Annotated in this window: 21 protein-coding genes and 1 tRNA gene; 11 read left to right on the top strand and 11 right to left on the bottom strand. The window is 67.6% G+C overall.

The window, feature by feature from the left end:
* Nucleotides 1-33: 33 nt before the first annotated feature.
* The 4 genes from ureC (at nucleotide 34) to ureG (ending at nucleotide 3,954) form a co-directional block, all read left to right on the top strand.
* Entirely contained in the window at nucleotides 34-1,752 is a 1,719-nt protein-coding gene (gene ureC, locus AC1MLT_RS00310; RefSeq protein WP_481033314.1) for an urease subunit alpha, read from the top strand.
* 44 nt (nucleotides 1,753-1,796) lie between these two features.
* Nucleotides 1,797-2,432, top strand: a complete 636-nt coding sequence (gene ureE / locus AC1MLT_RS00305; RefSeq protein WP_481033313.1) for an urease accessory protein UreE — start codon at nucleotides 1,797-1,799, stop codon at nucleotides 2,430-2,432.
* Nucleotides 2,433-2,436: 4 nt separating this feature from the next.
* The gene (locus AC1MLT_RS00300) at nucleotides 2,437-3,216 is read left to right on the top strand and encodes an urease accessory protein UreF (RefSeq protein WP_481033312.1); all 780 of its coding nucleotides are present in this window, start codon (nucleotides 2,437-2,439) and stop codon (nucleotides 3,214-3,216) included.
* Nucleotides 3,217-3,303: 87 nt separating this feature from the next.
* Nucleotides 3,304-3,954 carry an urease accessory protein UreG gene (gene ureG, locus AC1MLT_RS00295; RefSeq protein WP_481033311.1) on the top strand — a complete coding sequence of 217 codons (651 nt, stop codon included), beginning with the start codon at nucleotides 3,304-3,306 and terminating at the stop codon, nucleotides 3,952-3,954.
* 2 nt (nucleotides 3,955-3,956) lie between these two features.
* Here ureG and nhaR read toward each other — a convergent pair whose 3' ends face one another.
* Complete coding sequence (nhaR, locus tag AC1MLT_RS00290) at nucleotides 3,957-4,853, bottom strand: transcriptional activator NhaR (RefSeq protein WP_481033310.1); 897 nt, start codon at nucleotides 4,851-4,853, stop codon at nucleotides 3,957-3,959.
* A 158-nt stretch (nucleotides 4,854-5,011) separates the two neighbouring features.
* On the opposite strand from nhaR, the gene AC1MLT_RS00285 reads away from it, so the two are divergent.
* The 3 genes from AC1MLT_RS00285 (at nucleotide 5,012) to AC1MLT_RS00275 (ending at nucleotide 7,943) form a co-directional block, all read left to right on the top strand.
* Nucleotides 5,012-5,704 (top strand): Bax inhibitor-1/YccA family protein, encoded by a 693-nt coding sequence (locus AC1MLT_RS00285; RefSeq protein WP_481033309.1) that lies wholly within the window; start codon nucleotides 5,012-5,014, stop codon nucleotides 5,702-5,704.
* 60 nt (nucleotides 5,705-5,764) lie between these two features.
* Complete coding sequence (locus tag AC1MLT_RS00280) at nucleotides 5,765-6,310, top strand: Rrf2 family transcriptional regulator (protein ID WP_481033308.1); 546 nt, start codon at nucleotides 5,765-5,767, stop codon at nucleotides 6,308-6,310.
* Between the two features lie 124 nt (nucleotides 6,311-6,434).
* Nucleotides 6,435-7,943, top strand: a complete 1,509-nt coding sequence (locus tag AC1MLT_RS00275) for a diguanylate cyclase domain-containing protein (protein WP_481033307.1) — start codon at nucleotides 6,435-6,437, stop codon at nucleotides 7,941-7,943.
* 42 nt (nucleotides 7,944-7,985) lie between these two features.
* Here AC1MLT_RS00275 and katG read toward each other — a convergent pair whose 3' ends face one another.
* From katG to AC1MLT_RS00230, 9 genes are all read right to left on the bottom strand, one after another.
* Entirely contained in the window at nucleotides 7,986-10,235 is a 2,250-nt protein-coding gene (katG, locus tag AC1MLT_RS00270) for a catalase/peroxidase HPI (protein WP_481033306.1), read from the bottom strand.
* A gap of 156 nt (nucleotides 10,236-10,391) precedes the next feature.
* A complete protein-coding gene (locus AC1MLT_RS00265; RefSeq protein WP_481033305.1) occupies nucleotides 10,392-11,567 on the bottom strand; it encodes an ABC transporter substrate-binding protein in 1,176 nt (391 codons plus the stop codon).
* A 7-nt stretch (nucleotides 11,568-11,574) separates the two neighbouring features.
* Complete coding sequence (locus tag AC1MLT_RS00260; RefSeq protein ID WP_481033304.1) at nucleotides 11,575-12,879, bottom strand: CitMHS family transporter; 1,305 nt, start codon at nucleotides 12,877-12,879, stop codon at nucleotides 11,575-11,577.
* A 242-nt stretch (nucleotides 12,880-13,121) separates the two neighbouring features.
* Nucleotides 13,122-13,209: transfer RNA gene (locus AC1MLT_RS00255), tRNA-Ser, on the bottom strand.
* An 85-nt stretch (nucleotides 13,210-13,294) separates the two neighbouring features.
* Nucleotides 13,295-14,569 (bottom strand): radical SAM family heme chaperone HemW, encoded by a 1,275-nt coding sequence (gene hemW, locus AC1MLT_RS00250; protein WP_481033303.1) that lies wholly within the window; start codon nucleotides 14,567-14,569, stop codon nucleotides 13,295-13,297.
* Nucleotides 14,570-14,594: 25 nt separating this feature from the next.
* Nucleotides 14,595-15,200, bottom strand: coding sequence for an RdgB/HAM1 family non-canonical purine NTP pyrophosphatase (rdgB, locus tag AC1MLT_RS00245; RefSeq protein WP_481033302.1), 606 nt, complete (start codon nucleotides 15,198-15,200; stop codon nucleotides 14,595-14,597).
* A 19-nt stretch (nucleotides 15,201-15,219) separates the two neighbouring features.
* Entirely contained in the window at nucleotides 15,220-15,948 is a 729-nt protein-coding gene (gene rph, locus AC1MLT_RS00240) for a ribonuclease PH (RefSeq protein ID WP_481033301.1), read from the bottom strand.
* A gap of 55 nt (nucleotides 15,949-16,003) precedes the next feature.
* Nucleotides 16,004-16,918, bottom strand: a complete 915-nt coding sequence (locus AC1MLT_RS00235) for a PP2C family protein-serine/threonine phosphatase (protein WP_481033300.1) — start codon at nucleotides 16,916-16,918, stop codon at nucleotides 16,004-16,006.
* A complete protein-coding gene (locus AC1MLT_RS00230; protein WP_481033299.1) occupies nucleotides 16,915-17,922 on the bottom strand; it encodes a serine/threonine protein kinase in 1,008 nt (335 codons plus the stop codon). The genes AC1MLT_RS00235 and AC1MLT_RS00230 overlap by 4 nt, the downstream gene beginning before the upstream one ends.
* Before the next feature lie 82 nt (nucleotides 17,923-18,004).
* Between AC1MLT_RS00230 and AC1MLT_RS00225 the strand changes: the two genes are divergently transcribed.
* The 4 genes from AC1MLT_RS00225 (at nucleotide 18,005) to AC1MLT_RS00210 (ending at nucleotide 22,142) form a co-directional block, all read left to right on the top strand.
* Nucleotides 18,005-18,922, top strand: a complete 918-nt coding sequence (locus tag AC1MLT_RS00225) for a YicC/YloC family endoribonuclease (protein ID WP_296311077.1) — start codon at nucleotides 18,005-18,007, stop codon at nucleotides 18,920-18,922.
* 8 nt (nucleotides 18,923-18,930) lie between these two features.
* Nucleotides 18,931-19,551: a guanylate kinase gene (gene gmk / locus AC1MLT_RS00220; protein WP_296311076.1), complete on the top strand. Its 621-nt coding sequence runs from the start codon at nucleotides 18,931-18,933 to the stop codon at nucleotides 19,549-19,551.
* 38 nt (nucleotides 19,552-19,589) lie between these two features.
* Nucleotides 19,590-19,793, top strand: a complete 204-nt coding sequence (rpoZ, locus tag AC1MLT_RS00215; RefSeq protein ID WP_296311075.1) for a DNA-directed RNA polymerase subunit omega — start codon at nucleotides 19,590-19,592, stop codon at nucleotides 19,791-19,793.
* Between the two features lie 93 nt (nucleotides 19,794-19,886).
* Nucleotides 19,887-22,142, top strand: coding sequence for a RelA/SpoT family protein (locus tag AC1MLT_RS00210; RefSeq protein WP_296311074.1), 2,256 nt, complete (start codon nucleotides 19,887-19,889; stop codon nucleotides 22,140-22,142).
* 49 nt (nucleotides 22,143-22,191) lie between these two features.
* Here the strand turns inward: AC1MLT_RS00210 and greB are convergent, their stop codons facing one another.
* Nucleotides 22,192-22,773, bottom strand: a complete 582-nt coding sequence (gene greB / locus AC1MLT_RS00205; protein WP_481035058.1) for a transcription elongation factor GreB — start codon at nucleotides 22,771-22,773, stop codon at nucleotides 22,192-22,194.
* Nucleotides 22,774-22,961 lie beyond the last annotated feature (188 nt).

Genomic DNA, 22,961 nt, shown 5'->3' with positions numbered 1-22,961 from the left:
CACGCAGTGCGCGAAGACTGGGGGAGTACTGAGATGGCGACGATTGGACGGCGTGCGTATGCCGAAATCTTCGGCCCCACCGTGGGCGACCGGGTGCGGCTGGCCGACACCGACCTGGTGATCGAGGTCGAGGCCGACTACACCCTGCGCGCCGGCGGCTATGGCGAGGAAGTGAAGTTCGGCGGTGGCAAGACCATCCGCGACGGCATGGCGCAGTCGCAACGCACGCGCGCCGAGGGCGCCGTCGACACGGTCATGACCAACGCGCTCATCCTCGACCACTGGGGCATCGTCAAGGCCGACATCGGCCTGTCGGGCGGGCGCATCGTGGCGATCGGCAAGGCCGGCAATCCGGACGTGCAGCCGGGCGTCGACATCGTCATCGGCCCGGGCACCGAGGTCATCAGCTGCGAGGGCAACATCGTCACGGCCGGCGGCATCGACAGCCACATCCACTTCATCTGCCCGCAGCAGATCGAGGAGGCGCTGGCCTCGGGCGTGACCACCATGCTGGGTGGCGGCACCGGGCCGGCCACCGGCACCTTCGCCACCACCTCCACGCCCGGCCCCTGGCACATCGAGCGCATGCTGCAGGCCGCCGATGCCTTTCCGATGAACCTGGGCTTCCTCGGCAAGGGCAACGCCAGCCTGCCGGCGGCGCTGCACGAGCAGATCGATGCCGGCGTCATCGGCCTGAAGCTGCACGAGGACTGGGGCACCACGCCGGCGGCGATCAGCAACTGCCTGGACGTGGCCGACGCCACGGACACGCAGGTCGCGATCCACTCCGACACGCTCAACGAGTCGGGTTTCGTCGAGAACACCATCGCGGCGGTCAAGGGCCGCGGCATCTGCGCCTTCCACACCGAGGGCGCCGGTGGCGGCCATGCGCCGGACATCCTGCGCGTGGTGGGCGAGGACAACTTCCTGCCCTCGTCGACCAACCCGACCATGCCCTACACCGTGAACACGCTCGACGAACACGTCGACATGCTCATGGTGTGCCACCACCTGGATGCCGGCATCGCCGAGGACCTGGCGTTCGCCGAATCGCGCATCCGCAAGGAGACCATCGCCGCCGAGGACATCCTGCACGACCTGGGCGCCATCAGCATGTTCAGCTCCGACTCGCAGGCCATGGGCCGCGTCGGCGAGGTCGTGCTGCGCTGCTGGCAGACCGCCCACAAGATGAAGGCGCAGCGCGGCAAGCTGCCCGGCGACTCCGAGCGCCACGACAACTTCCGCGCCAGGCGCTATGTCGCCAAGTACACGATCAACCCGGCCATCGCGCACGGCATCGCGCACGAGGTGGGCAGCGTGGAGGTCGGCAAGTGGGCCGACCTGGTGGTCTGGAAGCCGGCCTTCTTCGGCGTCAAGCCCTTCACCATCATCAAGGGCGGCAGCATCGCCATGGCGGCGATGGGCGACCCCAACGCCTCGATCCCGACGCCGCAGCCGGTGCACTACCGGCCGATGTTCGGCGCCTATGGCGGCTCGCTCGCGCGCAGTTCGCTCACCTTCGTCTCGCAGGCCGGCCTGGCCGCCGGCATCGGCGAGCGCTACGGGCTGCGCAAGACCCTGAGCGCGGTCAAGGGCATCCGTGGCGTGCGCAAGCAGCACATGATCCACAACGGCTACACGCCGCGCATGGAGATCGACGCCCAGACCTATGCCGTGCGCGCCGACGGCCACCTGCTGACCTGCGAACCGGCGGCATCGCTGCCGATGACGCAACGCTATTTCCTGTTCTGACCCCTGGCCGGGACCCGCGTCCCCGGCCGGGCACACTCGACGCCATGCTCAACGTCAACAAACTCATGCCGCGCGGCGGCGGCCTCGCCCCCGTGCTGCTCAAACGCGCCGCCATCGTCGAACTCGACTGGGACGTGCGCCAGAAAAGCCGCTTCGACGCCACCGATTCGCAGGGCCGGCACCTCGGGGTGTTCCTGCCGCGCGGCACCGCGGTGCGGGGCGGCGACGTCCTGGTCGTCGAGGACGGCTCGCTGGTCAGGGTGGTCGCCGCGCCGCAGCCGGTGCTGGTCATCACGCCTTGCGCGCAGCACGGCACGCCCTTCGACCTGACGCGCGCGGCCTACCACCTCGGCAACCGCCACGTGCCCATCGAGCTGACGCCGACGCACCTGAAGATCGAGCCCGACCACGTGCTCGCCGCCATGCTGCGCGCCATGCACCTGATCGTGCGCGAGGCCGAGGAGCCCTTCGAGCCGGAGAACGGCGCCTATGGCGCGCACGGCGCGGGCGGGCATGGGCACGGCGGCCACGACCACGGCGGTCACGACCATGGTGATCACGCCCATGCGCCCATCACAGGCCGGGCGCCGGTCGGCCCGGTGCTGCATCCCGATGCCTACGGCGGCGCGCCAAGCCACGACCACGATCACAGCCATTGCGGCCACGACCATTCGCATTGAACCGATGATCGATCCGCGCCCCGAACGCCTCCAGGACGACGACCGCGACACCGGCGGCGCGGGTACCGGCTGCGGCACGGCCGGCGACACCGCGCCGCCGGCGGCCCTGCCCGCCGCCAGCCTGCTGCAGCTGATCTGGCTCGCCTCGCCGGCGCTGCCCATCGGCGGCTTCTCGTACTCGGAAGGCCTGGAGGCCGGCGTCGAATGGGGCGGCGTGGATGGCGAGGCGCGCGCCTCCGACTGGATCGCCGACCAGCTGCACCTGAGCCTGGCGCGTGGCGACCTGCCCGTGGTGGCGCAGGCCATCGTCGCCTGGCGCGACGGCGACGCAAGCCGCGTGCGCCGACTCAACGACTGGGTGCTGCAGACGCGCGAATCGGCCGAGTTCCTGCTGCAGACCGAACAGATGGGCCGCTCCCTGGTGGAGTGGCTCAGGCTGCGCCACGACGACATCGCCGAGGCCTTCGGCGGCACCCTCGCCGCCCGCATCACCTATCCGGTGGCCTTCGCCTTCGCCGCCAGCCGGACCCAGGCCAGCGTGCGCGACGGCTGCCTGGCGTTCGCCTTCGGCTGGGCCGAGAACATGACCGGCGCGGCCGTGAAGTCGGTGCCCCTGGGCCAGAGCGCGGGACAGCGCATGCTGGGCCGGCTGGCGCTGGAGATTCCGGCCGCGGTCGAGCGCGCCCTGCGATGCGCCGACGACGAGCGCCAGGCCTTCACGCCGATGCTGGCGGTGCATTCGGCGCGCCACGAGACACAATATTCCCGCCTGTTCCGGAGTTGAACGGCCCGGCGTCACGCGCCGACCGGACCTGCCGGCCCACTCCTCACCCACCTCCCCCCGACCCCTCAGGAAGCGACCCGCGAGACCATGGCCTCCGCCCTCCATCACATTCCCCATCGCACCAAGCACCTGCCGCCGCTGCGGGTGGGCATCGGCGGCCCGGTCGGCTCCGGCAAGACCACGCTGCTGGAAATGCTGTGCAAGGCGATGCGCGAGCGATACGACCTGATCGCCATCACCAACGACATCTACACCAAGGAGGACCAGCGCCTCCTGACCGTCTCGGGCGCGCTGCCGGCCGAGCGCATCATGGGCGTGGAGACCGGCGGCTGCCCGCACACCGCCATCCGGGAGGACGCGTCGATCAACCTCGAGGCCATCGACCGCATGCTCGGCGAGTTCCCCGATGCCGACATCGTCTTCATCGAGAGCGGCGGCGACAACCTGGCCGCCACCTTCAGCCCGGAGCTGAGCGACCTCACGATCTACGTGATCGACGTCGCGGCGGGCGAGAAGATCCCGCGCAAGGGCGGCCCCGGCATCACCAAGAGCGACCTCTTCGTGATCAACAAGACCGACCTCGCCCCCCACGTGGGCGCCAATCTGGACGTGATGGAAGCCGACACCCGGCGCATGCGCAAGCAGCGCCCGTATGTCATGACCAACCTCAAGACCCTGACCGGCCTGGCCGACGTGGTCGCCTTCATCGAGAAACGCGGCCTCCTGGTCCAGGACTGAGCCTATTTCTTGAACTGCGCCCGGGCCGCCTGCGTGATCGCCACCACGCACGGATGGCGCACGCGGCGCTCGACCGACACGCCGAAGAACTCCTCCACCAGCTCCGACGCGCGGCCCAGCACCTCGACGCCATACTGCGTGCAGGTCTCCTCCTCCAGCACGCTGGGCGACATGAAGACACCGCGCCCTTCGGCGCCGAAGGCCTTGAGCAGCGCGGCGTCGTCGAACTCGCCGATCAGCCGGGGCCGCAGGCCGTGCTCGGCCAGCCACAGGTCCAGGCGCTGGCGCATCACCGACGACGCGCCCTGGATCAGCATGGGCGCGCCGTCGAGGCAATGGGGAAACGGCCGGTCGTCCAGCGACGCGCGCAGCACGGGCGCGACGAAGAAACTCATGTCGGTGACGCCGAGCGTGTGGTTGAATGCCTTGACACTGGTCTGCCGGCCCATCGGCTCGTTGGCGATGACCAGGTCCAGCCGATGCACCGACAGCTGCGCGAGCAGGTCGCGGAAATTGCCCTCGTGGCAGATCAGCCGCACCTCCTCGCGCGTGGTGAGCGCCGGCTCGAGCAGCCGGTAGGCGATGGCCTTGGGCACGGCATCGGCGATGCCGACGCGGAAGTTCAGCGTCTGCGCGCCGGTGCTGCGGTTGCCGACCGCGGCTTCGAGCTCGGTGCCGAGCGTGAAGATCTGGTCGGCATAGCCGAGCGCGATGCGACCGTCGGGCGTGAGCTCGACGCCGCGTCCACTCTTCTGCAGGAGGTGGCAGCCCAGTGCCTCCTCCAGCAGCTTGATCTGCGCCGAGAGGGTCTGCGGCGTGATGTGGAGCTGTTCGCCGGCGCGCACCACGCCACCCGCCTTGGCGGCGGCCCAAAAATAATAGAGGTGCTTGTAATTCATCGGCCTTCTCCTACAAGGCAGGTCTCGTTCAACCAAAAGTGGATGAACGATGCTGAAAATACGATTTTTATCGAAGGCTCACAGGCCCTACATTGAAGGGGTCAACAACCCTTTCGGATTCCGATTTCTTCATCCAGAGGTCTACCAAGGAACACACCATGAACGACAACACCCAGGTCTACGGCAACGCCGGGACGATTTCCAGCCCCACGCAACGCAACCAGGTCCTGCGCAATACCTATTGGCTGCTCGCCCTGTCGATGCTGCCGACGGTGCTGGGCGCCTGGGTCGGCATCGAGACCGGCATCGCGCGCGCCATGTCGCCCGGCATCGGAATGATCGTCTTCCTGGGCGGCGCCTTCGGCTTCATGTTCGCCATCGAGAAGACCAAGAACTCGGCCGCCGGCGTGCCGGTGCTGCTGGCCTTCACGTTCTTCATGGGCCTGATGCTCTCGCGCCTCGTCGGCACCGTGCTGGGCATGGCCAACGGCGCCGGGCTGGTGATGACGGCCTTCGCCGGCACCGGCGCGATCTTCTTCGGCATGGCGTCGCTGTCCTCCATCATCAAGCGCGACCTGTCGTCGATGGGCAAGTGGCTCTTCATCGGCGTGATCATGCTGCTGGTGGCGGGCATCGCGAACTTCTTCATCCAGTCGAGCGCGCTGATGATCACGCTGTCGGTGCTGGCCATCGGCATCTTCTCGGCCTTCATCCTGCATGACCTCAAGCGCGTCCAGGACGGCCACGAGACCAACTACATCACGGCGACGCTCGGCGTCTACCTGAGCCTCTACAACGTCTTCCAGTCGATCCTGATGCTGCTGGGCATCGGTGGCGGCCGCGACGAGTAACGACACGACCCCCCATCCACACACGCAGACCCGACCTCACGGGGAACGGAGAACAACACCATGAGACTCACCACCAAGGGCCGTCTGGCCGTCGTCGCGATGATCGATGTCGCGCTCCACCACAAGGCGGGACCGATCGCGCTGGGCGTGATCAGCCGCCGCCAGAGCATCTCGATCTCCTACCTGGAGCAGATGTTCTCCGACCTGCGACGTCACGATCTGGTCGCCTCGACGCGCGGGCCGGGCGGCGGCTACACGCTCGGCCGGGGCAGCGAGGAGATCACGGTCGCCGACATCCTGTTCGCCGTCAACGGCCCGCCGCCCGAGACGCGCCGCGTCGCCGGCGGCAAGAAGGCCGCCCCGACGCAGGCCGAACGCTGCACCACGCCGGAACTCTGGGACTCGCTCAACCGCAACGTGGTCGAGTTCCTGGATTCGATCACGCTGCGCAAGCTGGCCGACGACCAACTCGCCCTGGGCGTGCCGCCGCTGGACCGCGAACCCGCGCGCAAGGCCGAGCTGGTGGCGCGCCGGCCGGTCAAGCCGACGCGGCCCAACGCGCCGAATTCGGTCTTCGAACTGAGCAAGTTCGGCCGCCTCGCCTGAGGCCCCTGCCCCGGGAGGACAGGGTCCTCCCGTTCCTCCGGTCGATGCGACCGCGTAGGAAATCACCTCGTTTCGGCCTCTGAAAGACCGATAGAGTGCGCGCAAACTTTTTCCGGTCCGGATCATGCGCGCGCACTTCTTCCCCGGCACGAACGATTCCCGCCAGGCCATCCGGATGCAGAGCTATCTGCTGGCGGTGCTCACCAGCCTGCTGGGCATCCTGCTGATGGTGATCTGGTATTTCCTAGGCCTGCTGAGCGGCGAATCGCTGGCATGGATCCTGGCGACGACGCTCACCCTCCTGCTCCTGTTCTTCTGGCTGTTCCGCATCGGCCTCGGCCTGCGGTACACGGATGCCAGCCTGACCCTCGCGCAGATGGCGGCGGCATCGGCCGTCGTGCTCGGCGCGGCCTTCGCCGCCGATGGGGGTCGCGCCGTCTTCCTGGTCGTGCTGGTCATGGTGAGCCTGTTCGGCGCGCTGTGCCTGAGGATCCGGACACTGCTGATCCATGCCCTGGGAGTCGTCGCCGGCTACGCCTGCGTCATCGGTCTGCTGCAGCTCCTGCGTCCCGACGTGCTGGACCTGCGCCTCGAACTCCTCCACCTGCTGGTCTTCGGCCTGTGCATGCCGTGGTTCGCCTTGATGGCGGGCTATGTGAGCGAGCTGCGCGAACGCCTGACCCGGGCCTATCGCGCGGTGGCCGAGAGCGAACGCACGCTCGCCGAGGCCCAGCGCCTGGCCCAGTTCGGCAGCTGGACCTTCGATCCATCGGATCGCGAAGCCCTCTGGTCGCAGGAGACGTATCGCATCTTCGGGCTCGATCCGGCCGAACGCGTGATCGACCACGCCGCGTTCCGCGCATTGGTGCATCAGGAGGACCGCGAGCGCTACGCCGCGCTGGTCGACCAGGCGCTCGGCGAAGGCAGGGAGCTCGACACCGAATACCGGATCCTGCTGCCCTCCGGGGCGGTGCGATGGATCCACGCGCTGGCTCGCCCGGTCGCGCGTGCGCCCGGGCGGGAGCCGATGCTGCAGGGCATGGTGATGGACATCACCCGCCGCAAGACCCACGAGGACCAGATCCGGCGGATGGCGCATTTCGATGTCCTCACCGGCCTGCCCAATCGCAATCTGCTGATGCAGCTGCTGCGCCATGCCGTCGCCCGGGCACAGCACGGCACCTCCCTGGCGGTGCTGTTCATCGATCTCGATGGCTTCAAGGCCGTCAACGACTCACTGGGACACGAGGTCGGCGATGCCTTGCTGACGGCATTCGCGCAGCGGCTGGGCGGAGCCCTGCGCCTGTCGGACACCGCTGCACGGCTGGGTGGCGACGAATTCGTGGCGCTGATGGAGGACTTCGGCTCGCGTCCGGAAGTCGAGAAGGTGGTCGCCGGGATCCTGCTCTCGGCGGCGATGCCATTCCAGCTGGATGGCCGCGAATGCCGCGTGTCGGCCAGCATCGGCATCGCCGTGCATGGCCCGGCATGCGCGGACGCCGGCGCGCTGATGAAAGCGGCCGACGCCGCGATGTATGCCGCCAAGCGCGATGGCAAGAACGGCTACCGGTTCCACGACCAAACCGCGCCGGCGGACCCGGCCGCATCGGTCATGCAGACGGGGCCGGCCTGAGCGGCGCCATGGCGGCGCCCCGGGCCGGCCCGTCGATCCGCCTCAGGCGAGGTCGAATCGATCCAGGTTCATGACCTTGGTCCAGGCGGCGATGAAGTCGTCGACGAACTTCTCCTGGCCATCGGCGCTGGCATAGACCTCGGCGACCGCGCGCAGCACCGCGTTCGAGCCGAACACCAGATCGGCGCGCGTTCCGGTCCAGCGGACTTCGCCGGTCTTGCGGTCACGGCCCTCGTACTGCTGGTGCTGGCCCGCGATCGCCTTCCACTCCGTGCCCATGTCGAGCAGGTTGACGAAGAAATCGTTGGTCAGCGTACCGGGCTTCTGCGTCAGGACGCCATGCTTCGACTGGCCCGCGTTGGCGCCGAGCACGCGCAGGCCGCCCACCAGCACGGTCATCTCGGGCGCCGTCAATGTCAGCAGTTGCGCCTTGTCGACCAGCAGCACCTCGGCCGGGACGCTGAAGTTCGACTTGGTGTAATTGCGGAAGCCATCGGCGGCCGGTTCCAGAGGATCGAAGGACACGACATCGGTCTGCTCCTGCGAGGCATCGGCGCGACCGGGGCTGAAGGGCACCTCGACCTCGCGGCCGGCGTCGCGCGCGGCCTTCTCGACGCCGACGTTGCCGGCCAGCACGATCAGATCCGCCAGCGACACCTGCTTGCCACCCGACTGCGCGCCATTGAACTCGCTGCGGATGCCTTCGAGCGCCTGCAGCACCTTCGACAGCTGCTCGGGCTGGTTGACGGCCCAGTCCTTCTGCGGCGCCAGGCGGATGCGCGCGCCATTGGCGCCACCACGCTTGTCGGAGCCACGGAACGTGGAGGCCGAGGCCCAGGCGGTGGACACCAGTTCCGGGACGCTCAGGCCCGATGCCAGGATCTTGTCCTTGAGCGCCTTGACGTCCTGCGCCTCGACCAGCGGGTGGTCGACGGCCGGGATCGGGTCCTGCCAGATGAGCTCCTCGGCCGGCACTTCCGCTCCGAGGTAGCGCACGCGCGGACCCATGTCGCGGTGCGTCAGCTTGAACCAGGCGCGCGCGAAGGCATCGGCGAACTGGTCGGGGTTCTCCAGGAAGCGGCGCGAGATCTTCTCGTAGACCGGATCGGCGCGCAGCGCGATGTCGGAAGTCAGCATGGTGGGCCGCAGCTTCCTGGACGCATCGTGCGCGTGCGGGACGATCTCCTGCGAATCCTTGGCGACCCACTGGTGCGCGCCGGCCGGGCTCTTGGTGAGCTCCCACTCGTGGCCGAACAGCATCTCGAAATACTCGTTGGTCCACTGCGTCGGCTTGGTGGTCCAGGTGACTTCCAGGCCGCTGGTGATGGTGTCGGCGCCCTTGCCGGTGCCGAAGCTGTTGTGCCAGCCGAAACCCTGCGCCTCGATGCCGGCGGCTTCGGGCTCGTGGGCCACGTTCTCGGACGGGCCGGCACCGTGGGTCTTGCCGAAGGTGTGGCCGCCGGCGATCAGCGCCACGGTCTCCTCGTCGCCCATGGCCATGCGGCCGAAGGTGTCGCGGATGTCGCGCGCCGAGGCCACCGGGTCGGGCCGGCCATCCGGGCCTTCGGGGTTGACATAGATCAGGCCCATCTGCACCGCCGCCAGCGGGTTCTCCAGGTCGCGGCTGTGGACCACTTCGCTGTCGTCGTCCTTGTCGATGACGCCAGGGCCATCGACACCCGGCGAGCCCTGCGAATAGCGCTTGTCGCCGCCGAGCCACTTGTCCTCGCGGCCCCAGTAGACGTCCTGATCCGGTTCCCAGACATCGGCGCGGCCGCCGGCGAAGCCGAAGGTCTTGAAGCCCATGGTCTCGAGCGCGACGTTGCCCGTCAGGACGATCAGGTCGGCCCAGGAGATCTTGTTGCCGTACTTCTGCTTGACCGGCCAGATCAGGCGACGGGCCTTGTCCAGGCTGACGTTGTCGGGCCAGCTGTTGAGCGGCGCGAAGCGCTGCTGGCCACGGCCGGCGCCGCCCCGGCCATCGCCGATGCGATAGGTGCCGGCGCTGTGCCAGGCCATGCGGATGAACAGCGGACCATAGTGGCCGAAGTCGGCCGGCCACCAGTCCTGGGAGTTCGTCATCACGGCAGCGAGGTCCGCCTTCACGGCCGCCAGGTCGAGGCTCTTGAATGCCTCGGCATAGTCGAAGTCCTCGTCCATCGGGTTCGATTTCGACGAGTGCTGGTGCAGCAGGTCCAGGCGCAATTGCTGGGGCCACCAGTCACGATTGCTCGTGCCGGCGCCTGAAGCTTGGCTGAAGGGGCACTTCGCTTCGGTCTTGTCTTTGTCCATGTGGGGCGCTCCGTTGTGCGATGAAAGGGATCGAAATTCTGTCCCAGAAGCCTGACGGAAGCGAATAGGCCTGCTGTATGCCGGCCATAGGAACGGCATCGGCTGAAACGGTGGGCAGCGCGCCAGGCCGACCGGAGCGGCGCTCCCGTCGCGCCTTCAGCGGCCGCTGCGCAGCGGCTGTCCCAGGGCGCGGCGCCAGCGCAGGACGAATGCCCGGTAGGCCTCGGGCTGCAGATCCTGCGTCAATGCCGCGCCGGGCACGATCGGCTTCTGCGTGGTGCCCAGTTGCCGCGCGAGCTGCGCCGCTGTCGACTCGCCCTTGACGTCCTCGCGTACGGCGAAGATGCCCTGGCGCGCGATCAATTCCTGGCCGCGCCGGGACAGCGTGTAGTCCAGCCACAGCCGGGCGGCGTTGGGCCGCCGCGAGCGCCGGGCGATCAACTGCAGCCGGGACAGCACCAGCGTGTAGTCGCCGGGAAAGACCACACCGATGTCGGGGTTGCGGCGCGCCTGCGCCAGCGCATAGGCGCCGAGCACGTTGTAGGCGATCGCGGCGCGGCCGTTGGCCACCTGGCCCAGCATGGCCGACGTGGTCGAGGCGAAGCGCACGCCGGCGCGGCCCAGGGCCTGGGCGATGTCCCAGAAGGCCGGCGTGGCGCGCGCGTCCTGCGCCGCCAGCAGGAAACCGAGGCCGGACTTCTCGACGTCGTAGGTGACCACCTTGCCCTTGAGCGCCGGGGTCCACTCCAGCAGCTCGGCGAACTCGGCATGGGTGCGGGGCGGCTTGGGCACCAGCTTCCGGTTGTAGGCCATCACGATGGGCTCGAAGGTCGTGGCCCAGGCCTGGTCGCGCCAGCGCGCCCAGTCCGGCAGGCCGGCTCCCTCGGGCGAGGCATACGCCAGGGCGTAATCGTGCTCGACCAGGCTGACCTGCAGGTCCATGGCCGAGCTCCACAGCACGTCGGCGGTGTCGCGGCCGAACTGGGTCTCGGCCACGAAGCGATGATGCAGTTCGGTGCTGGTCAGGTCCTCGTATTCCACCGTGATGCGCGGATACAGCAGCCGGAAGTCGTCGAGCAGCGGCTGGACGACGTTGGCGTCGGTGGTCGAGTAGATCACCAGACGGCCCTCGTCCTCGGCGGCGCGCACGACACCGGCATATGCCGGCGCGGAGCCCGAGGGAGGACGGGCGCGGGGAGCGAAGTCGAGCAGTTCCTCGGTGTTCTGCGCGGCCGCGAACGGGCTCGCGCCCAGGGCCAGCAGGCCCTGCATCGCGGCACGCCGCGTGCCCGATCCGATGACTCCTCGAAACGCCGGCTTCTTCATGTGCATCCCCCGCTCAACCGAACCGGACCAGCGGAATCACGCCCAGCAGCAGCGTGGTGGCCAGCATGACCACGGCCGAGGACAGGGCCCACAGCAGCGTGAAGCGCTGATGGTCGCCGAACTCCACCTTGGCCAGGCCCACCAGCAGGTAGGTCGAGGCGACCAGCGGACTCAGCAGGTGCACCTGCTGGCCGATCAGCGAGGCGCGGCCGATCTCGGCGGCCGTGAAGCCATGCACCGCGCCGGCCTTGGCCAGGATCGGCAGGATGCCGAAATAGAACGCGTCGTTGGAAATGAAGAAGGTGAAGGGCACGCTCAGCACCGCCGTCACCACGGCCAGGTAGGGCTCCAGCCAGTTGGGCAGGCCGGCGATCACGCTGGCGGCGATGGCGTCGACCATCTTGGTGCCCGACAGGATGCCCACGAAGATGCCGGCCGCGAAGATCAGCGCCACCACCGGCACGATGTTGGCCGCGTGCGCCTCCAGGCGCTCCTTCTGCTGCTCGAGGCGCGGGTAGTTGATCATCAGCGCGATCGCGGCGGCCACCATGAACAGCACCTGCAGCGGGAAGACGCCCATGATCAGCAGCACCATCAGTGCGATCGTCAACGCCAGGTTGACCCAGATCAGGCCGGGCCGCGCCACCGGGGAAGCAGTGATTTCCTCGTCGCCCGTGGCGTCGTGCATCCCGGGCAGGTCGATCGTGCCGAGCCGGCGCTTCTCGCGCCGGCCGAGCCAGAAGGCCACGAGCAGGCCCCAGGCGCCGGTGACGATCATCGGCAGGATCATCGGCACGAACAACTGGCCGACGTCGACGCCCAGCGCGCTGGCGGCGCGCGCCGTCGGGCCGCCCCAGGGCAGGATGTTCATGTTGCCGCCGGCCATCATGACCACGCAGGTCAGCACCAGCCGGCTGATGCCCAGGCGCCGGTAGAGCGGCAGCATGGCGGCGCAGGTGATCATGTAGGTGGTGGAACCGTCGCCGTCGAGGGAGACGCAGGTGGCGAGCACGAAGGTGCCCATCACGATCTTGGCGGGATCGTGGCCGACCAGCTTCAGGATCCAGCGCACCGCCGGATCGAACAGGCCGGCATCGATCATGATGCCGAAGTACAGGATCGCGAACATCAGCATCACGCCGGTCGGCGCGAGCTTCTTGATGCCGTCGAGCATCATGGGACCCAGATCCATGCCGAAGCCGGCGATCAGGCCGAAGACGATGGGAACCGTGATCAGCGCGACCATCGCCGAGAGGCGCTTGGTCATGATCAACGCCATGAACACGAGGATCATGGCGTAGGCGAGTGCAGTCAGCATGTTGTATTTTTTCTATCGATGGGTTGGAAGCGCGGACAGGCGTGGATCGTAAACGCAGCCCAGGCGGGTCGAAATCGCGACGCGCTCTTTCGACTTACGACTCTGCTTTTTCGCGATCTCTGAGCACTCGCTCGCGAACGGACCCGCGGGACTGCCTCGCGACAAACGCGGGCCGCCGGACGACGAGACGCGCCGGATCGGAAATTCACGAGGGGATGGGCAGGACCATCGAGCGGGTTCGATGGCGGAGAGTGTGAGATTCGAACTCACGGACGGTTGCCCGTCGGCAGTTTTCAAGACTGCTGGTTTAAACCACTCACCCAACTCTCCGAAGCCGCCTCCGGGTGGTGGAGGCAGCCGGCGATTCTAGCGGGGCCTCGCGCCGTCGCGGACGAAGCCGGCTGCGAGGTCCGCCCTATTCGGGCAGGAACAGCGCCTGGAGGTCGCTCAGGAAATCGAGACCGCGCTCGGTCGGCCAGGCATGCCACAGGTCGCGCGCGAGCAGGCCCTTGTGCTCGGCCTCCTCCAGCGGGCGCTGGATGGCGGCGATCGAGAGGCCCGTGCGCTCGCCGAATTGCGCCAGTGTGAAACCCTCCTTCAGGCGCAAGGCGTTGAGCATGAATTCGAACGGCAGGTCGGCCAGCGCCACGTCCTCGCTGCGCGCGACGGCCGCGCCGGCGAGCGCACCCGCCATGTAGCGCGACGGATCGCGCAGGCGCACCTGGCGCACCACGCGATGCGCGAAGCTCAGCTTGCTGTGCGCGCCGGCGCCGATGCCCAGGTAGTCGCCGAACTGCCAGTAGTTCAGGTTGTGCGCGCAGCGGTGCCCGTCGCGCGCATAGGCCGAGACCTCGTAGCGCGACAGGCCCTGCGCGCCGGTGCGTTCGGTGATGCGGTCGAGCATGTCGTAGGCCGTGTCGTCCTCGGGCACGACCGGCGGGTGCTTGGCGAAATACGTGTTGGGCTCGATGGTCAGGTGATAGATCGACAGGTGCGGTGGCGCCAGCGCCAGGGCCTGGTCGAGATCGGCCTCGAGCTGCGCGGGCGTCTGGCCGGGCAGCGCGTACATGAGATCGAGGTTGAAGGTCTCGAACGCGCTCGCCGCCTCCTCGATCGCCGCGATCGCCTGCGCGCCGTCGTGCACGCGCCCGAGCGCCGCCAGGTGCGTGTCGTTGAAGCTCTGCACGCCCACCGACAGCCGCGTGACGCCGGCGGCGCGGAAGGCGCGGAAGCGGTCGCGCTCGAAGGTGCCGGGGTTGGCCTCCAGTGTGATCTCGCAGTCGGGCGCCAGCTTCAGGCGCGCGCGCAGGTCGCCGAGCAGCCGGTCGATCGCCGCCGGCGAGAACAGGCTGGGCGTGCCGCCGCCGATGAAGATCGTGTGCACCGTGCGGCCCCAGATGAGCGGCAGCGCGGCATCGAGATCGGCCACCAGCGCATCGAGGTAGCGCGCTTCGGGAATGGCCAGCGTGTCGCCGCCGGGTCCGCCGCGCCACTCGTGCGAATTGAAGTCGCAATACGGACACTTGCGCAGGCACCACGGCAGGTGCACGTAGAGCGACAGCGGCGGCAGGGCGGCGAGCTGCAGGGGGCCGGGCCGCATGAGGTGCAGCACGTCGTTGGCATGCGTCGCGCCGCCGGCCTCGTCGCCGCCGGCGTCGGCACCATCCAGGCGCTGGATCGGAATGCTCATGGAAGGCCCATCCTGGAACGACGGCTCAGCGCATGCGCCAGGCGCCGCGCATGAGTTCGACCATGGCGCGCGCGGCCTGGCCGCGATGGCTGTTGGCGTTCTTGATCTCGGGCGACAACTGCGCGAAGGTGCAGCCGAAGGCCGGCAGGAACATCACCGGATCGAAGCCGAATCCGTTGGTGCCGACGGGCTCGCGCGTGATCTCGCCGGCGGCCCGGCCGACGGCCACCAGGGGTTCCGGATCGTCGGCGCGGCGCAATGCGACCAGGGTGCTCACCAGCGCGGCGCGGCGGTTGTCGATGCCGGCCATCTGCTCGAGCAATGCCCGGACGTTGTTGGCATCGCCCTTCGCATAGCCGAAGCGCGTCGCGTAGTATGCGGTGTCGACGCCGGGCAGGCCGCCGAAGGCATCGACGCACAGTCCGGCGTCGTCGGCGATGGCCGGCAGGCCGGTGGCGGCCGAGGCATGGCGCGCCTTCGCCAGCGCGTTCTCGACGAAGGTGCGGAAGGGCTCGGCGGCCTCGCCCACGCCCAGGTCGGACTGCCGCACCAGCTCGAAGCCCAGTGGCGCCAGGAGCGGTTGCAGCTCGGCGAGCTTGCCGGCATTGTTGGAGGCGAGGACGAGCTTCATGGCGGGATCCGCGTGCCGTTCAGGCCGCCAGCGCCTGACGCTGCAGTTCGACGAGTTCGCCGATGCCCTTGGCCGCCAGGTCGAGCAGCGCGTCCATCTCGGCGCGCGTGAACGCGGCGCCCTCGGCCGTGCCCTGCACCTCGACGAAATCGCCGGCGCCGGTCATGACGACGTTCATGTCGGTGTCGCAGGCCGAATCCTCGACATATTCGAGATCGAGCAGGGGCGTGCCATCGACGATGCCCACCGAGACGGCCGCCACCGGCTGGCGGATGGGCGACACCGGGATCAGACCGGCCGCGAGCAACTTGGAGACGGCGTCCTGGGCCGCCACGAAGGCACCGGTGATGGCCGCGGTGCGGGTGCCGCCATCGGCCTGCAGCACGTCGCAGTCGAGGTGGATGGTGCGTTCGCCCAGGGCGGCCAGGTCGAACACGGCGCGCATGGAGCGGCCGATGAGGCGCTGGATCTCCTGCGTGCGACCGCTCTGCTTGCCCTTGGCGGCCTCGCGGCTGCCCCGGGTGTGGGTGGCGCGCGGCAGCATGCCGTATTCGGCCGTCACCCAGCCCTCCCCGCTGCCCTTCTTGTGCGGCGGCACCTTCTCCTCGACCGATGCGGTGCACAGCACGCGCGTGGCACCGAACTCGATCAGGACCGAGCCTTCGGCGTGGATGGTGAAACCCCGGGTGATGCGCACGGGGCGCAGCTGATCGGCGGCACGCTGGCCGCTGCGGATGAAATCGGTCATGGTGGAAGCAGGAGGAACAGGAAACAGAAAACAGGAAGGAGACGGCCGCGGCGGCTCAGGCCTTGCGCGCCGCCGAGCGACGGATGGCCTCATTGATCTCCGCAATGGAGCGCTCGATGGTGTCCTCGTCGAGGTCGTCGAGCTCGTGGTCGGCGGGAATGCCGGCCTGGATGGTGGAGGCGAAGACGCCGTCGTTGATGCTGTCGGTGGAGATGCCGCGCGCGGCGCCGGCGATACCGGCCGTCCCCGAAGTCTCCCACTCGATGGCGACCAGCGTGACGTTGTCGCTGCGCACCCCACCCCGGCGCAGGGCCATCTCCGCCAGATCCGGCGCGGCGTCCGAGACCGGCTTGCCCGAGGACAACGTATGCACGATGAGCGCATCGTCGAGCACGCCCCAGACGCCATCCGAGCACAGCATGATGCGATCGCCATGCAGCAGCGGCATCGGCGCCGAGATGTCGAACACCGGCGGCGTGGGGGAACCCAGGCACGTCAGCAGAAGGTTGCGGTTGATCTGGTCGGGCGAACTGCCCGGACGCGGGCGCTCGGCATGCGAATGGTCGCGCGTGCGCTTGAGCATCACGCCATCGCGCACCACGTAGAGCCGTGAATCGCCGCAATGGAGCCAGGTCGCATGACCATTCTGGATGACCGCCGCCACGAGCGTGGTGCGCGGCGTGTCGAGCATGCCGCGGTTGCCCGCATAGCGCATGATCTGCTGGTGCGCCGTCATGGTGGCCGAGGCCAGGAAGGAGGTCACATCCTTGAGCACCGGCCGGGCCTCGCGCTGGAACAGCGCGGCGATGGTCTGCAGCGCCATCTGCGCGGCCACTTCGCCCTCCGGATGTCCGCCCATGCCATCGGCGAGCAGGAACAGTCCCGATTCGCGCGTGTAGCAATATCCCATGCGGTCCTCGTTCTTGACACGCCCGCCGCGACGGGTGACCTGGAAGACGGAGAACTTCATGGCGGTTGCGTCGTGGGCGCGGGTGTCTTGGGCAGGCTCTTCTTGTCGAGCGAGCGCATGTTGTCGATCGACAGGCGCATCTTCTCTCCGACCGTCAGCTTGCTGTAGCGGCGCTCGCCATCGCGGCTGAGCTCCTTCTGGAGCGCGAAGACCGACTGCGGACGTGACATCGGATCGAGCGACATGCACCACTCGACGACTTCGATCAGGTTGTCCGAATAGATGCCGCGCAGCCGCGAGAGCGACAGGCTCAGCCGGTCCTTCTCGATCCGCTGGGGCGCGTCGTTCGGCGGATAGCCCTGCATGCAGGCGTACATGCAGGCGCCGATCGCATAGATGTCGGTCCACGGCCCCATCGAGGAGTCGCGGCGGTACATCTCCGGCGCCGCGAAGCCGGGCGTGTACATCGGACGGATGAAATTGCCTTCCTTGGACAGCACCTCGCGGGCGGCGCCGAAGTCGATCATCACGGCGCGGTCGTCGTCGGTCACGAACACGTTCGCGGGCTTGATGTCGAGGTGCAGCATCTTGTGCTGGTGCACGATGCGCAACCCGCGCAGGATCTCGTCGAACAGCGAGCGGATGGTGGACTCGCGAAACACCTTCTGCTTGCGCAGGTCGCGCGCGGTGACGATGAAGTCCTGCAGCGTCGCGCCTTCCAGGTAATTCATGACCATGTAGACGGTCTCGTTCTCGCGGAAGAAGTTCAGCACGCTCACGACCGAGGCATGGGAGATCTGCGCCAGCGAACGACCTTCCTCGAAGAAGCTCTTGAGGCCCAGGCGATAGAGCGAGAGCTTCTCCGGCGGCACCTGCGGGGCGAGTTCGCCGATGCCGCGCGTGGCGAGCGACGCCGGCAGATACTCCTTGATCGCCACTTGCTGACCTTCTCGGTCGACCGCCAGGTAGACGACGCCGAATCCTCCCGCCGACAACCGACGCACGATGCGGTAATCGCCGATGGCCGTTTCCGGCAGCAGGGGCGAAGGTTTGACCTTTGACATAATCCGGGAGTTTCGCCGAAGGGCAATCCGAGGGCAGTGGTGCCGCCGCCCCGGCGCAGGCTACAAATCACAGTGAGGCGAGATGTCAGTTTACAGCATGACCGGCTATGCCAACGGCCAGAACGGGCCCGTTGCCAACCAGCCGGAAGCCGAGTCCCGGCCCCCGATCGTTGGCCGCCTGGGTGTCGAGATCCGATCGGTCAACAGCCGCTTCCTGGATCTGACATTCAAGCTTCCCGAGGAACTGCGTCAGCACGAAGGCGCCCTGCGCGAGCTGCTGTCCTCGCGTCTGCGACGCGGCAAGGTCGAGCTGCGCGCATCGCTCGAGAGCCTGGCGCCGGGCGGTGTCGCAGAGCCTTCCACGCGTCTCCTGCAACGCCTCAACGGCGTGCAGGACAACATCCGCGCCTGGCTGCCGACGGCGCGCGAGCTGAGCGTGGCCGACGTGCTCCGCCTGGCCGCCAGCGGTGACGCGACGATCCGCGTCGATGCGGGCGCCGAGCTGATCGAAGTGACGCGCCAGACGCTGGAAAGCCTGGTGGCCGCGCGCGAACGCGAAGGAGCCCGGCTCGCCGACATGCTGCGCAGCCATCTCGTCAGGCTGCGAGAGCTCACCGCCCAGGCCACTCCGCTCGTTCCGAGGCTGGTCGAGCAGCAGCGCACCCGGTTCCTGGAGCGCTGGCAGGAAGCCATGGGCCTCACCGGCGGCACGCTGCCCGAGGCTGCCCAGGATCGTGCGCTGACCGAAGCCACGGCCTTCGCCATCCGCATCGACGTCGCCGAGGAACTCGCGCGCCTGGGTTCGCACCTCGACGAGATCGAGCGCCTGCTGCACAAGGGTGGCGAGGTCGGCAAGCGGCTGGATTTCCTGATCCAGGAACTGCATCGCGAAGCCAACACGCTGGGCTCCAAGTCCGCCGCCCTCGACCTGACCCACATCGGCGTCGACATGAAGGTCTTGATCGAGCAGATGCGCGAACAAGTCCAGAACATCGAGTGAAGGCAGGCATGGACTACCCTGGCAATCTCTTCGTGGTCGCCGCTCCCAGCGGCGCGGGCAAATCGAGTCTGGTCAAGGCATTGATGCAGCTCGACTCGGCGGTACAGCCCTCCGTCTCGCACACCACGCGCGCGCCGCGCGGGCAGGAGAAGCATGGCCGCGAGTACTTCTTCGTCTCGCAACCCGAATTCGACGCGATGGTCGAATCCGACGTGTTCCTGGAATGGGCCCATGTCCATGGGCAGCGCTATGGCACCTCGAAGAAGGCCATCGAGGAGCGCGTCGCGCTCGGAGCGGACGTCATCCTCGAGATCGACTTTCAGGGCGCGATCCAGATCCGCAAGACGTTCTCTAACGCCGTGCTGATCTTCATCCTTCCGCCCAGCTGGGAGGAACTCCGCTCGCGGCTGGAGCGTCGGGGCGAGGACAGCGCCGAGGTCATCCAATTGCGTTTGGGCAATGCGGCCGACGAGATGGCACGCGCGTCGGAATTCGACTTCGTTATAATCAATGAGCTATTTGAGCGCGCGCTCTTCGATCTGAAAGCCATCGTCCACGCGCAGCGCCTTCGCTATTCAGCCCAGCGCCGCGCGCGTGCCGACACCTTCTCGGCATTGAACATTCCCTGAACGTCCTCGCTCAACGATTTTTTTCGAAAGAAGACCCCATGGCCCGCATCACCGTCGAAGACTGCCTCGAGCAGATCCCCAACCGTTTTCAGCTCGTGCTGGCCGCGACCTACCGGGCGCGGATGCTCAGCCAGGGCCATGCGCCCAAGATCGAGAGCAAGAACAAGCCGGCGGTGACCGCCCTGCGCGAGATCGCCGATGGCAAGATCGGCATCGAGATGCTCAAGAAGGTGCCCGGCTGAGGCCGATGCGTCATGTCATAAAGAAGCACCGCCTGGCGGTGCTTTTTTTACGTCCGGGCGCGGCACGTGGCAGCCCACGCTAAAGTGCAAGACATGAGTGCGGTTGTGAAGTCCCTGTCAGAAGCGTCCGATGACGCACCCAGACCGAGCCCTGCGGCTCTGAACGCCGCCGCGGCGAGCTTCGCCGCGCTCACGGCCCGGCTCGACTATCTGAATTCGAACGACACGGAGATGGTGCGCCGTGCCTATCGGTTCGCCGACGAGGCCCATCTCGGCCAGCTGCGCAACAGCGGTGAGCCCTACATCACCCATCCGATCGCCGTGGCGGCCCAGTGCGCCGAATGGAAGCTCGACGCCCAGGCGCTCATGGCGGCCCTGCTGCACGATGCGATCGAGGATTGCGGCGTCACCAAGTCCGAGCTCATCGAGCGCTTCGGGGCCCCGGTCGCCGAACTCGTGGATGGCCTCACCAAGCTCGACAAGCTCCAGTTCGACACCCGGGAGGAAAACCAGGCCGAGTCGTTCCGCAAGATGCTGCTGGCCATGGCACGCGACGTGCGCGTCATCCTGATCAAGCTGGCCGATCGCACCCACAACATGCGGACGCTGTCGGATGCGCCGCGCGAGAAGTGGACGCGCATCTCGAGCGAGACGCTGGAGATCTATGCGCCCATCGCCTATCGTCTTGGCCTCAACCAGACCTATCGGGAGCTCCAGGAACTGTCGTTCCGCCATCTGCGGCCCTGGCGCCATTCGGTGCTCTCGAAGGCCGTCGCCAAGGCGCGCGGCCGGCGACGCGATCTGATCCAGAAGGTGCAGCGCGAGGTCGAGGCCGCGTTCGGCGAGGCTCAGGTGAATGTCCGTATCGCAGGCCGCGAGAAGACGCTCTATTCGATCTACCGCAAGATGGAGGACAAGCACCTGAGCTTCGCGCAGGTGACCGACATCTACGGCTTCCGCCTGATCGTGCCCAACGTGATCAGCTGCTACACCGGATTGGGCATCCTCCACCAGATGTACAAGCCCCTGCCGGGCAAGTTCAAGGACCACATCGCGATCGCCAAGCTCAACGGCTACCAGTCGCTTCACACCACGCTCGTGGGACCTGCGAGCGTGAACGTCGAGTTCCAGCTGCGCACCGAGGCCATGCACGTGGTGGCGGAGTCGGGCGTGGCGGCCCACTGGCTCTACAAGGCAGTCGATCCGAACGCGGCCAACAACGATCGGCTGGGCACCAAGTGGCTGCAGTCGCTCCTGGACATCCAGGACGAGACCCGGGATGCGACGGAGTTCTGGGACCACGTGAAGGTCGACCTCTTCCCCGATGCCGTCTACGTCTTCACGCCCAAGAGCCAGATCATGGCCTTGCCGCGCGGTGCGACGGTGGTCGACTTCGCCTATGCCATCCACAGCAACATCGGCGACCACACCTCGGCCGCGCGCATCAATGGCGATCAGGTACCCCTGCGGACGGAATTGAAGAACGGCGATGTGGTGGAGGTCATCACGGCGCCGGTCTCGACGCCCAACCCGGCCTGGCTCGGGTTCGTGCGCACGGGTCGGGCGCGTTCCAAGATCCGCCACTACCTGAAAACGCTGGCACATGCCGAATCCGAAGGCCTGGGCGAGAAGCTGCTGGCTCAGGCCCTGCGCGCCGAAGGTCTGGGTCGGCTGCCGGCCGACGATGGCGAACACCAGCCCATCTGGGACAAGCTCCTGCGCTTCACTGGAAGCCGCACCCGCTCCGAATTGCTGATCGACATCGGCCTGGGCAAGCGCGTGGCCAGCATCGTCGCCAAGCGCTTGATGGCGCTCCTGGCCGAACGGGGTGAGAAGCCCGATGCCTTGATGCTCAGCCGTGAGCGATTCACGGCTCACGAGACGGTCTCGCAAGGCGCCGTCACCCTCGATGGCAGCGAGAACTCGTCGGTCCGGTTCGCATTGTGTTGCCGGCCCATTCCTGGCGACGCCATCGTCGGCTACCTGGGCCATGGCGAGGGTCTGGTGGTGCACACCGAGGCCTGCGGCGTCGGCCAGCGACTGCGCTACAAGGACAGCGAGCGGTTCTTCGCGGTCGAATGGAGCGACGAGCCGGTACGTACATTCGAGACCCGCATCCTGGCGACGGTCCGCAACGACAAGGGCATGCTCGCGCGCGTGGCATCGACCCTCACCGAAGCGGAAGCCGACATCACGCACGTGGAGATGGCGGACGAGACGCCGCAGGAACTGCTGGATCTGCGCTTCGTCATCGCCGTGCGCGATCACGCGCATCTGGAGACCGTCCTGCGCGCGGTCCGACGCACCACCTCGGTCCTGACGGCCGCGCGCGTCGTACCGGCGAACTGAGATCCCTCCGCCTGTCCCTGCCCCGACTTCTCACGGACTCCGGTGAGGCTCAGGTGCCAGCGGCCGTCTGGCCCGGTGCCGGGTAGCTGACGGCCAGGATTTCGATCTCGTGGCTGCCGCCCGGCGTCGTCAGCTTCACGACATCGCCCTCACGTGCCTTCAACAACGAGCGGGCGACCGGCGAGATCCAGCTGACCTGGGCACGGGCGCTGTCGGCTTCGTCGACCCCCAGGATCGTCACGCTTTTTTCCTCGCCCATCTCGTCGGCATAGCGCACGGTGGCGCCGAAGAAGATCTGATCGCTGCCGTGATGCACCGAGGGATCAGTGACCTCGGCGATCTCGAGCCGTTTGCCCAGGAAACGGATGCGCCGGTCGATCTCGCGCAAGCGCTTCTTGCCATACAGATAGTCGCCGTTCTCCGAACGATCGCCGTTCTTCGCGGCCCAGTGCACCGCCTCCACGACCTGGGGTCGCTCGACATCCATCAGTGCGAGCAGTTCGTCGCGCAAGCGCGCGAAGCCCTCGGGCGTGATGTAGTTCTTGGAGCCGCTGGGCATCGGCGAGGGCGCAATGTCGACGCCATCGTCCTCCTCGGTCGCATCGGTTTCCTTCGTGAATGCCTTGTTCATCGTGCCCTGCTCCAGAAAATCGAAATCATCTCGATGATGCCGCCGTCTCCCACGCGCGGGGAGAACCGCAGGTTCTTCGTGATGTTCATCGGTCACCGCTCTCTTCGGCTTCCACCGAATCGATGCTCGACGGCGCGATCGAAGCCCATCCGGCCGTCTCCTATTTCACAGAAAAGTGTTTCCAAACC

The sequence above is a fragment of the Variovorax sp. PEI5 genome (assembly GCF_056679935.1).
The sequence above is the reverse complement of the archived record's forward strand: the minus strand, read 5'-3'. Positions and strand labels throughout refer to the sequence as shown.

Bases quoted from the DNA above. Each gene is read 5' to 3' on its own strand.
- ureC (WP_481033314.1), top strand. From the start codon at position 34: ATGGCGACGATTGGACGGCGTGCGTATGCCGAAATCTTCGGCCCCACC.
- ureE (WP_481033313.1), top strand. From the start codon at position 1,797: ATGCTCAACGTCAACAAACTCATGCCGCGCGGCGGCGGCCTCGCCCCC.
- AC1MLT_RS00300 (WP_481033312.1), top strand. From the start codon at position 2,437: ATGATCGATCCGCGCCCCGAACGCCTCCAGGACGACGACCGCGACACC.
- ureG (WP_481033311.1), top strand. From the start codon at position 3,304: ATGGCCTCCGCCCTCCATCACATTCCCCATCGCACCAAGCACCTGCCG.
- nhaR (WP_481033310.1), bottom strand. From the start codon at position 4,853: ATGAATTACAAGCACCTCTATTATTTTTGGGCCGCCGCCAAGGCGGGT.
- AC1MLT_RS00285 (WP_481033309.1), top strand. From the start codon at position 5,012: ATGAACGACAACACCCAGGTCTACGGCAACGCCGGGACGATTTCCAGC.
- AC1MLT_RS00280 (WP_481033308.1), top strand. From the start codon at position 5,765: ATGAGACTCACCACCAAGGGCCGTCTGGCCGTCGTCGCGATGATCGAT.
- AC1MLT_RS00275 (WP_481033307.1), top strand. From the start codon at position 6,435: ATGCGCGCGCACTTCTTCCCCGGCACGAACGATTCCCGCCAGGCCATC.
- katG (WP_481033306.1), bottom strand. From the start codon at position 10,235: ATGGACAAAGACAAGACCGAAGCGAAGTGCCCCTTCAGCCAAGCTTCA.
- AC1MLT_RS00265 (WP_481033305.1), bottom strand. From the start codon at position 11,567: ATGCACATGAAGAAGCCGGCGTTTCGAGGAGTCATCGGATCGGGCACG.
- AC1MLT_RS00260 (WP_481033304.1), bottom strand. From the start codon at position 12,879: ATGCTGACTGCACTCGCCTACGCCATGATCCTCGTGTTCATGGCGTTG.
- hemW (WP_481033303.1), bottom strand. From the start codon at position 14,569: ATGAGCATTCCGATCCAGCGCCTGGATGGTGCCGACGCCGGCGGCGAC.
- rdgB (WP_481033302.1), bottom strand. From the start codon at position 15,200: ATGAAGCTCGTCCTCGCCTCCAACAATGCCGGCAAGCTCGCCGAGCTG.
- rph (WP_481033301.1), bottom strand. From the start codon at position 15,948: ATGACCGATTTCATCCGCAGCGGCCAGCGTGCCGCCGATCAGCTGCGC.
- AC1MLT_RS00235 (WP_481033300.1), bottom strand. From the start codon at position 16,918: ATGAAGTTCTCCGTCTTCCAGGTCACCCGTCGCGGCGGGCGTGTCAAG.
- AC1MLT_RS00230 (WP_481033299.1), bottom strand. From the start codon at position 17,922: ATGTCAAAGGTCAAACCTTCGCCCCTGCTGCCGGAAACGGCCATCGGC.
- AC1MLT_RS00225 (WP_296311077.1), top strand. From the start codon at position 18,005: ATGTCAGTTTACAGCATGACCGGCTATGCCAACGGCCAGAACGGGCCC.
- gmk (WP_296311076.1), top strand. From the start codon at position 18,931: ATGGACTACCCTGGCAATCTCTTCGTGGTCGCCGCTCCCAGCGGCGCG.
- rpoZ (WP_296311075.1), top strand. From the start codon at position 19,590: ATGGCCCGCATCACCGTCGAAGACTGCCTCGAGCAGATCCCCAACCGT.
- AC1MLT_RS00210 (WP_296311074.1), top strand. From the start codon at position 19,887: ATGAGTGCGGTTGTGAAGTCCCTGTCAGAAGCGTCCGATGACGCACCC.
- greB (WP_481035058.1), bottom strand. From the start codon at position 22,773: ATGAACAAGGCATTCACGAAGGAAACCGATGCGACCGAGGAGGACGAT.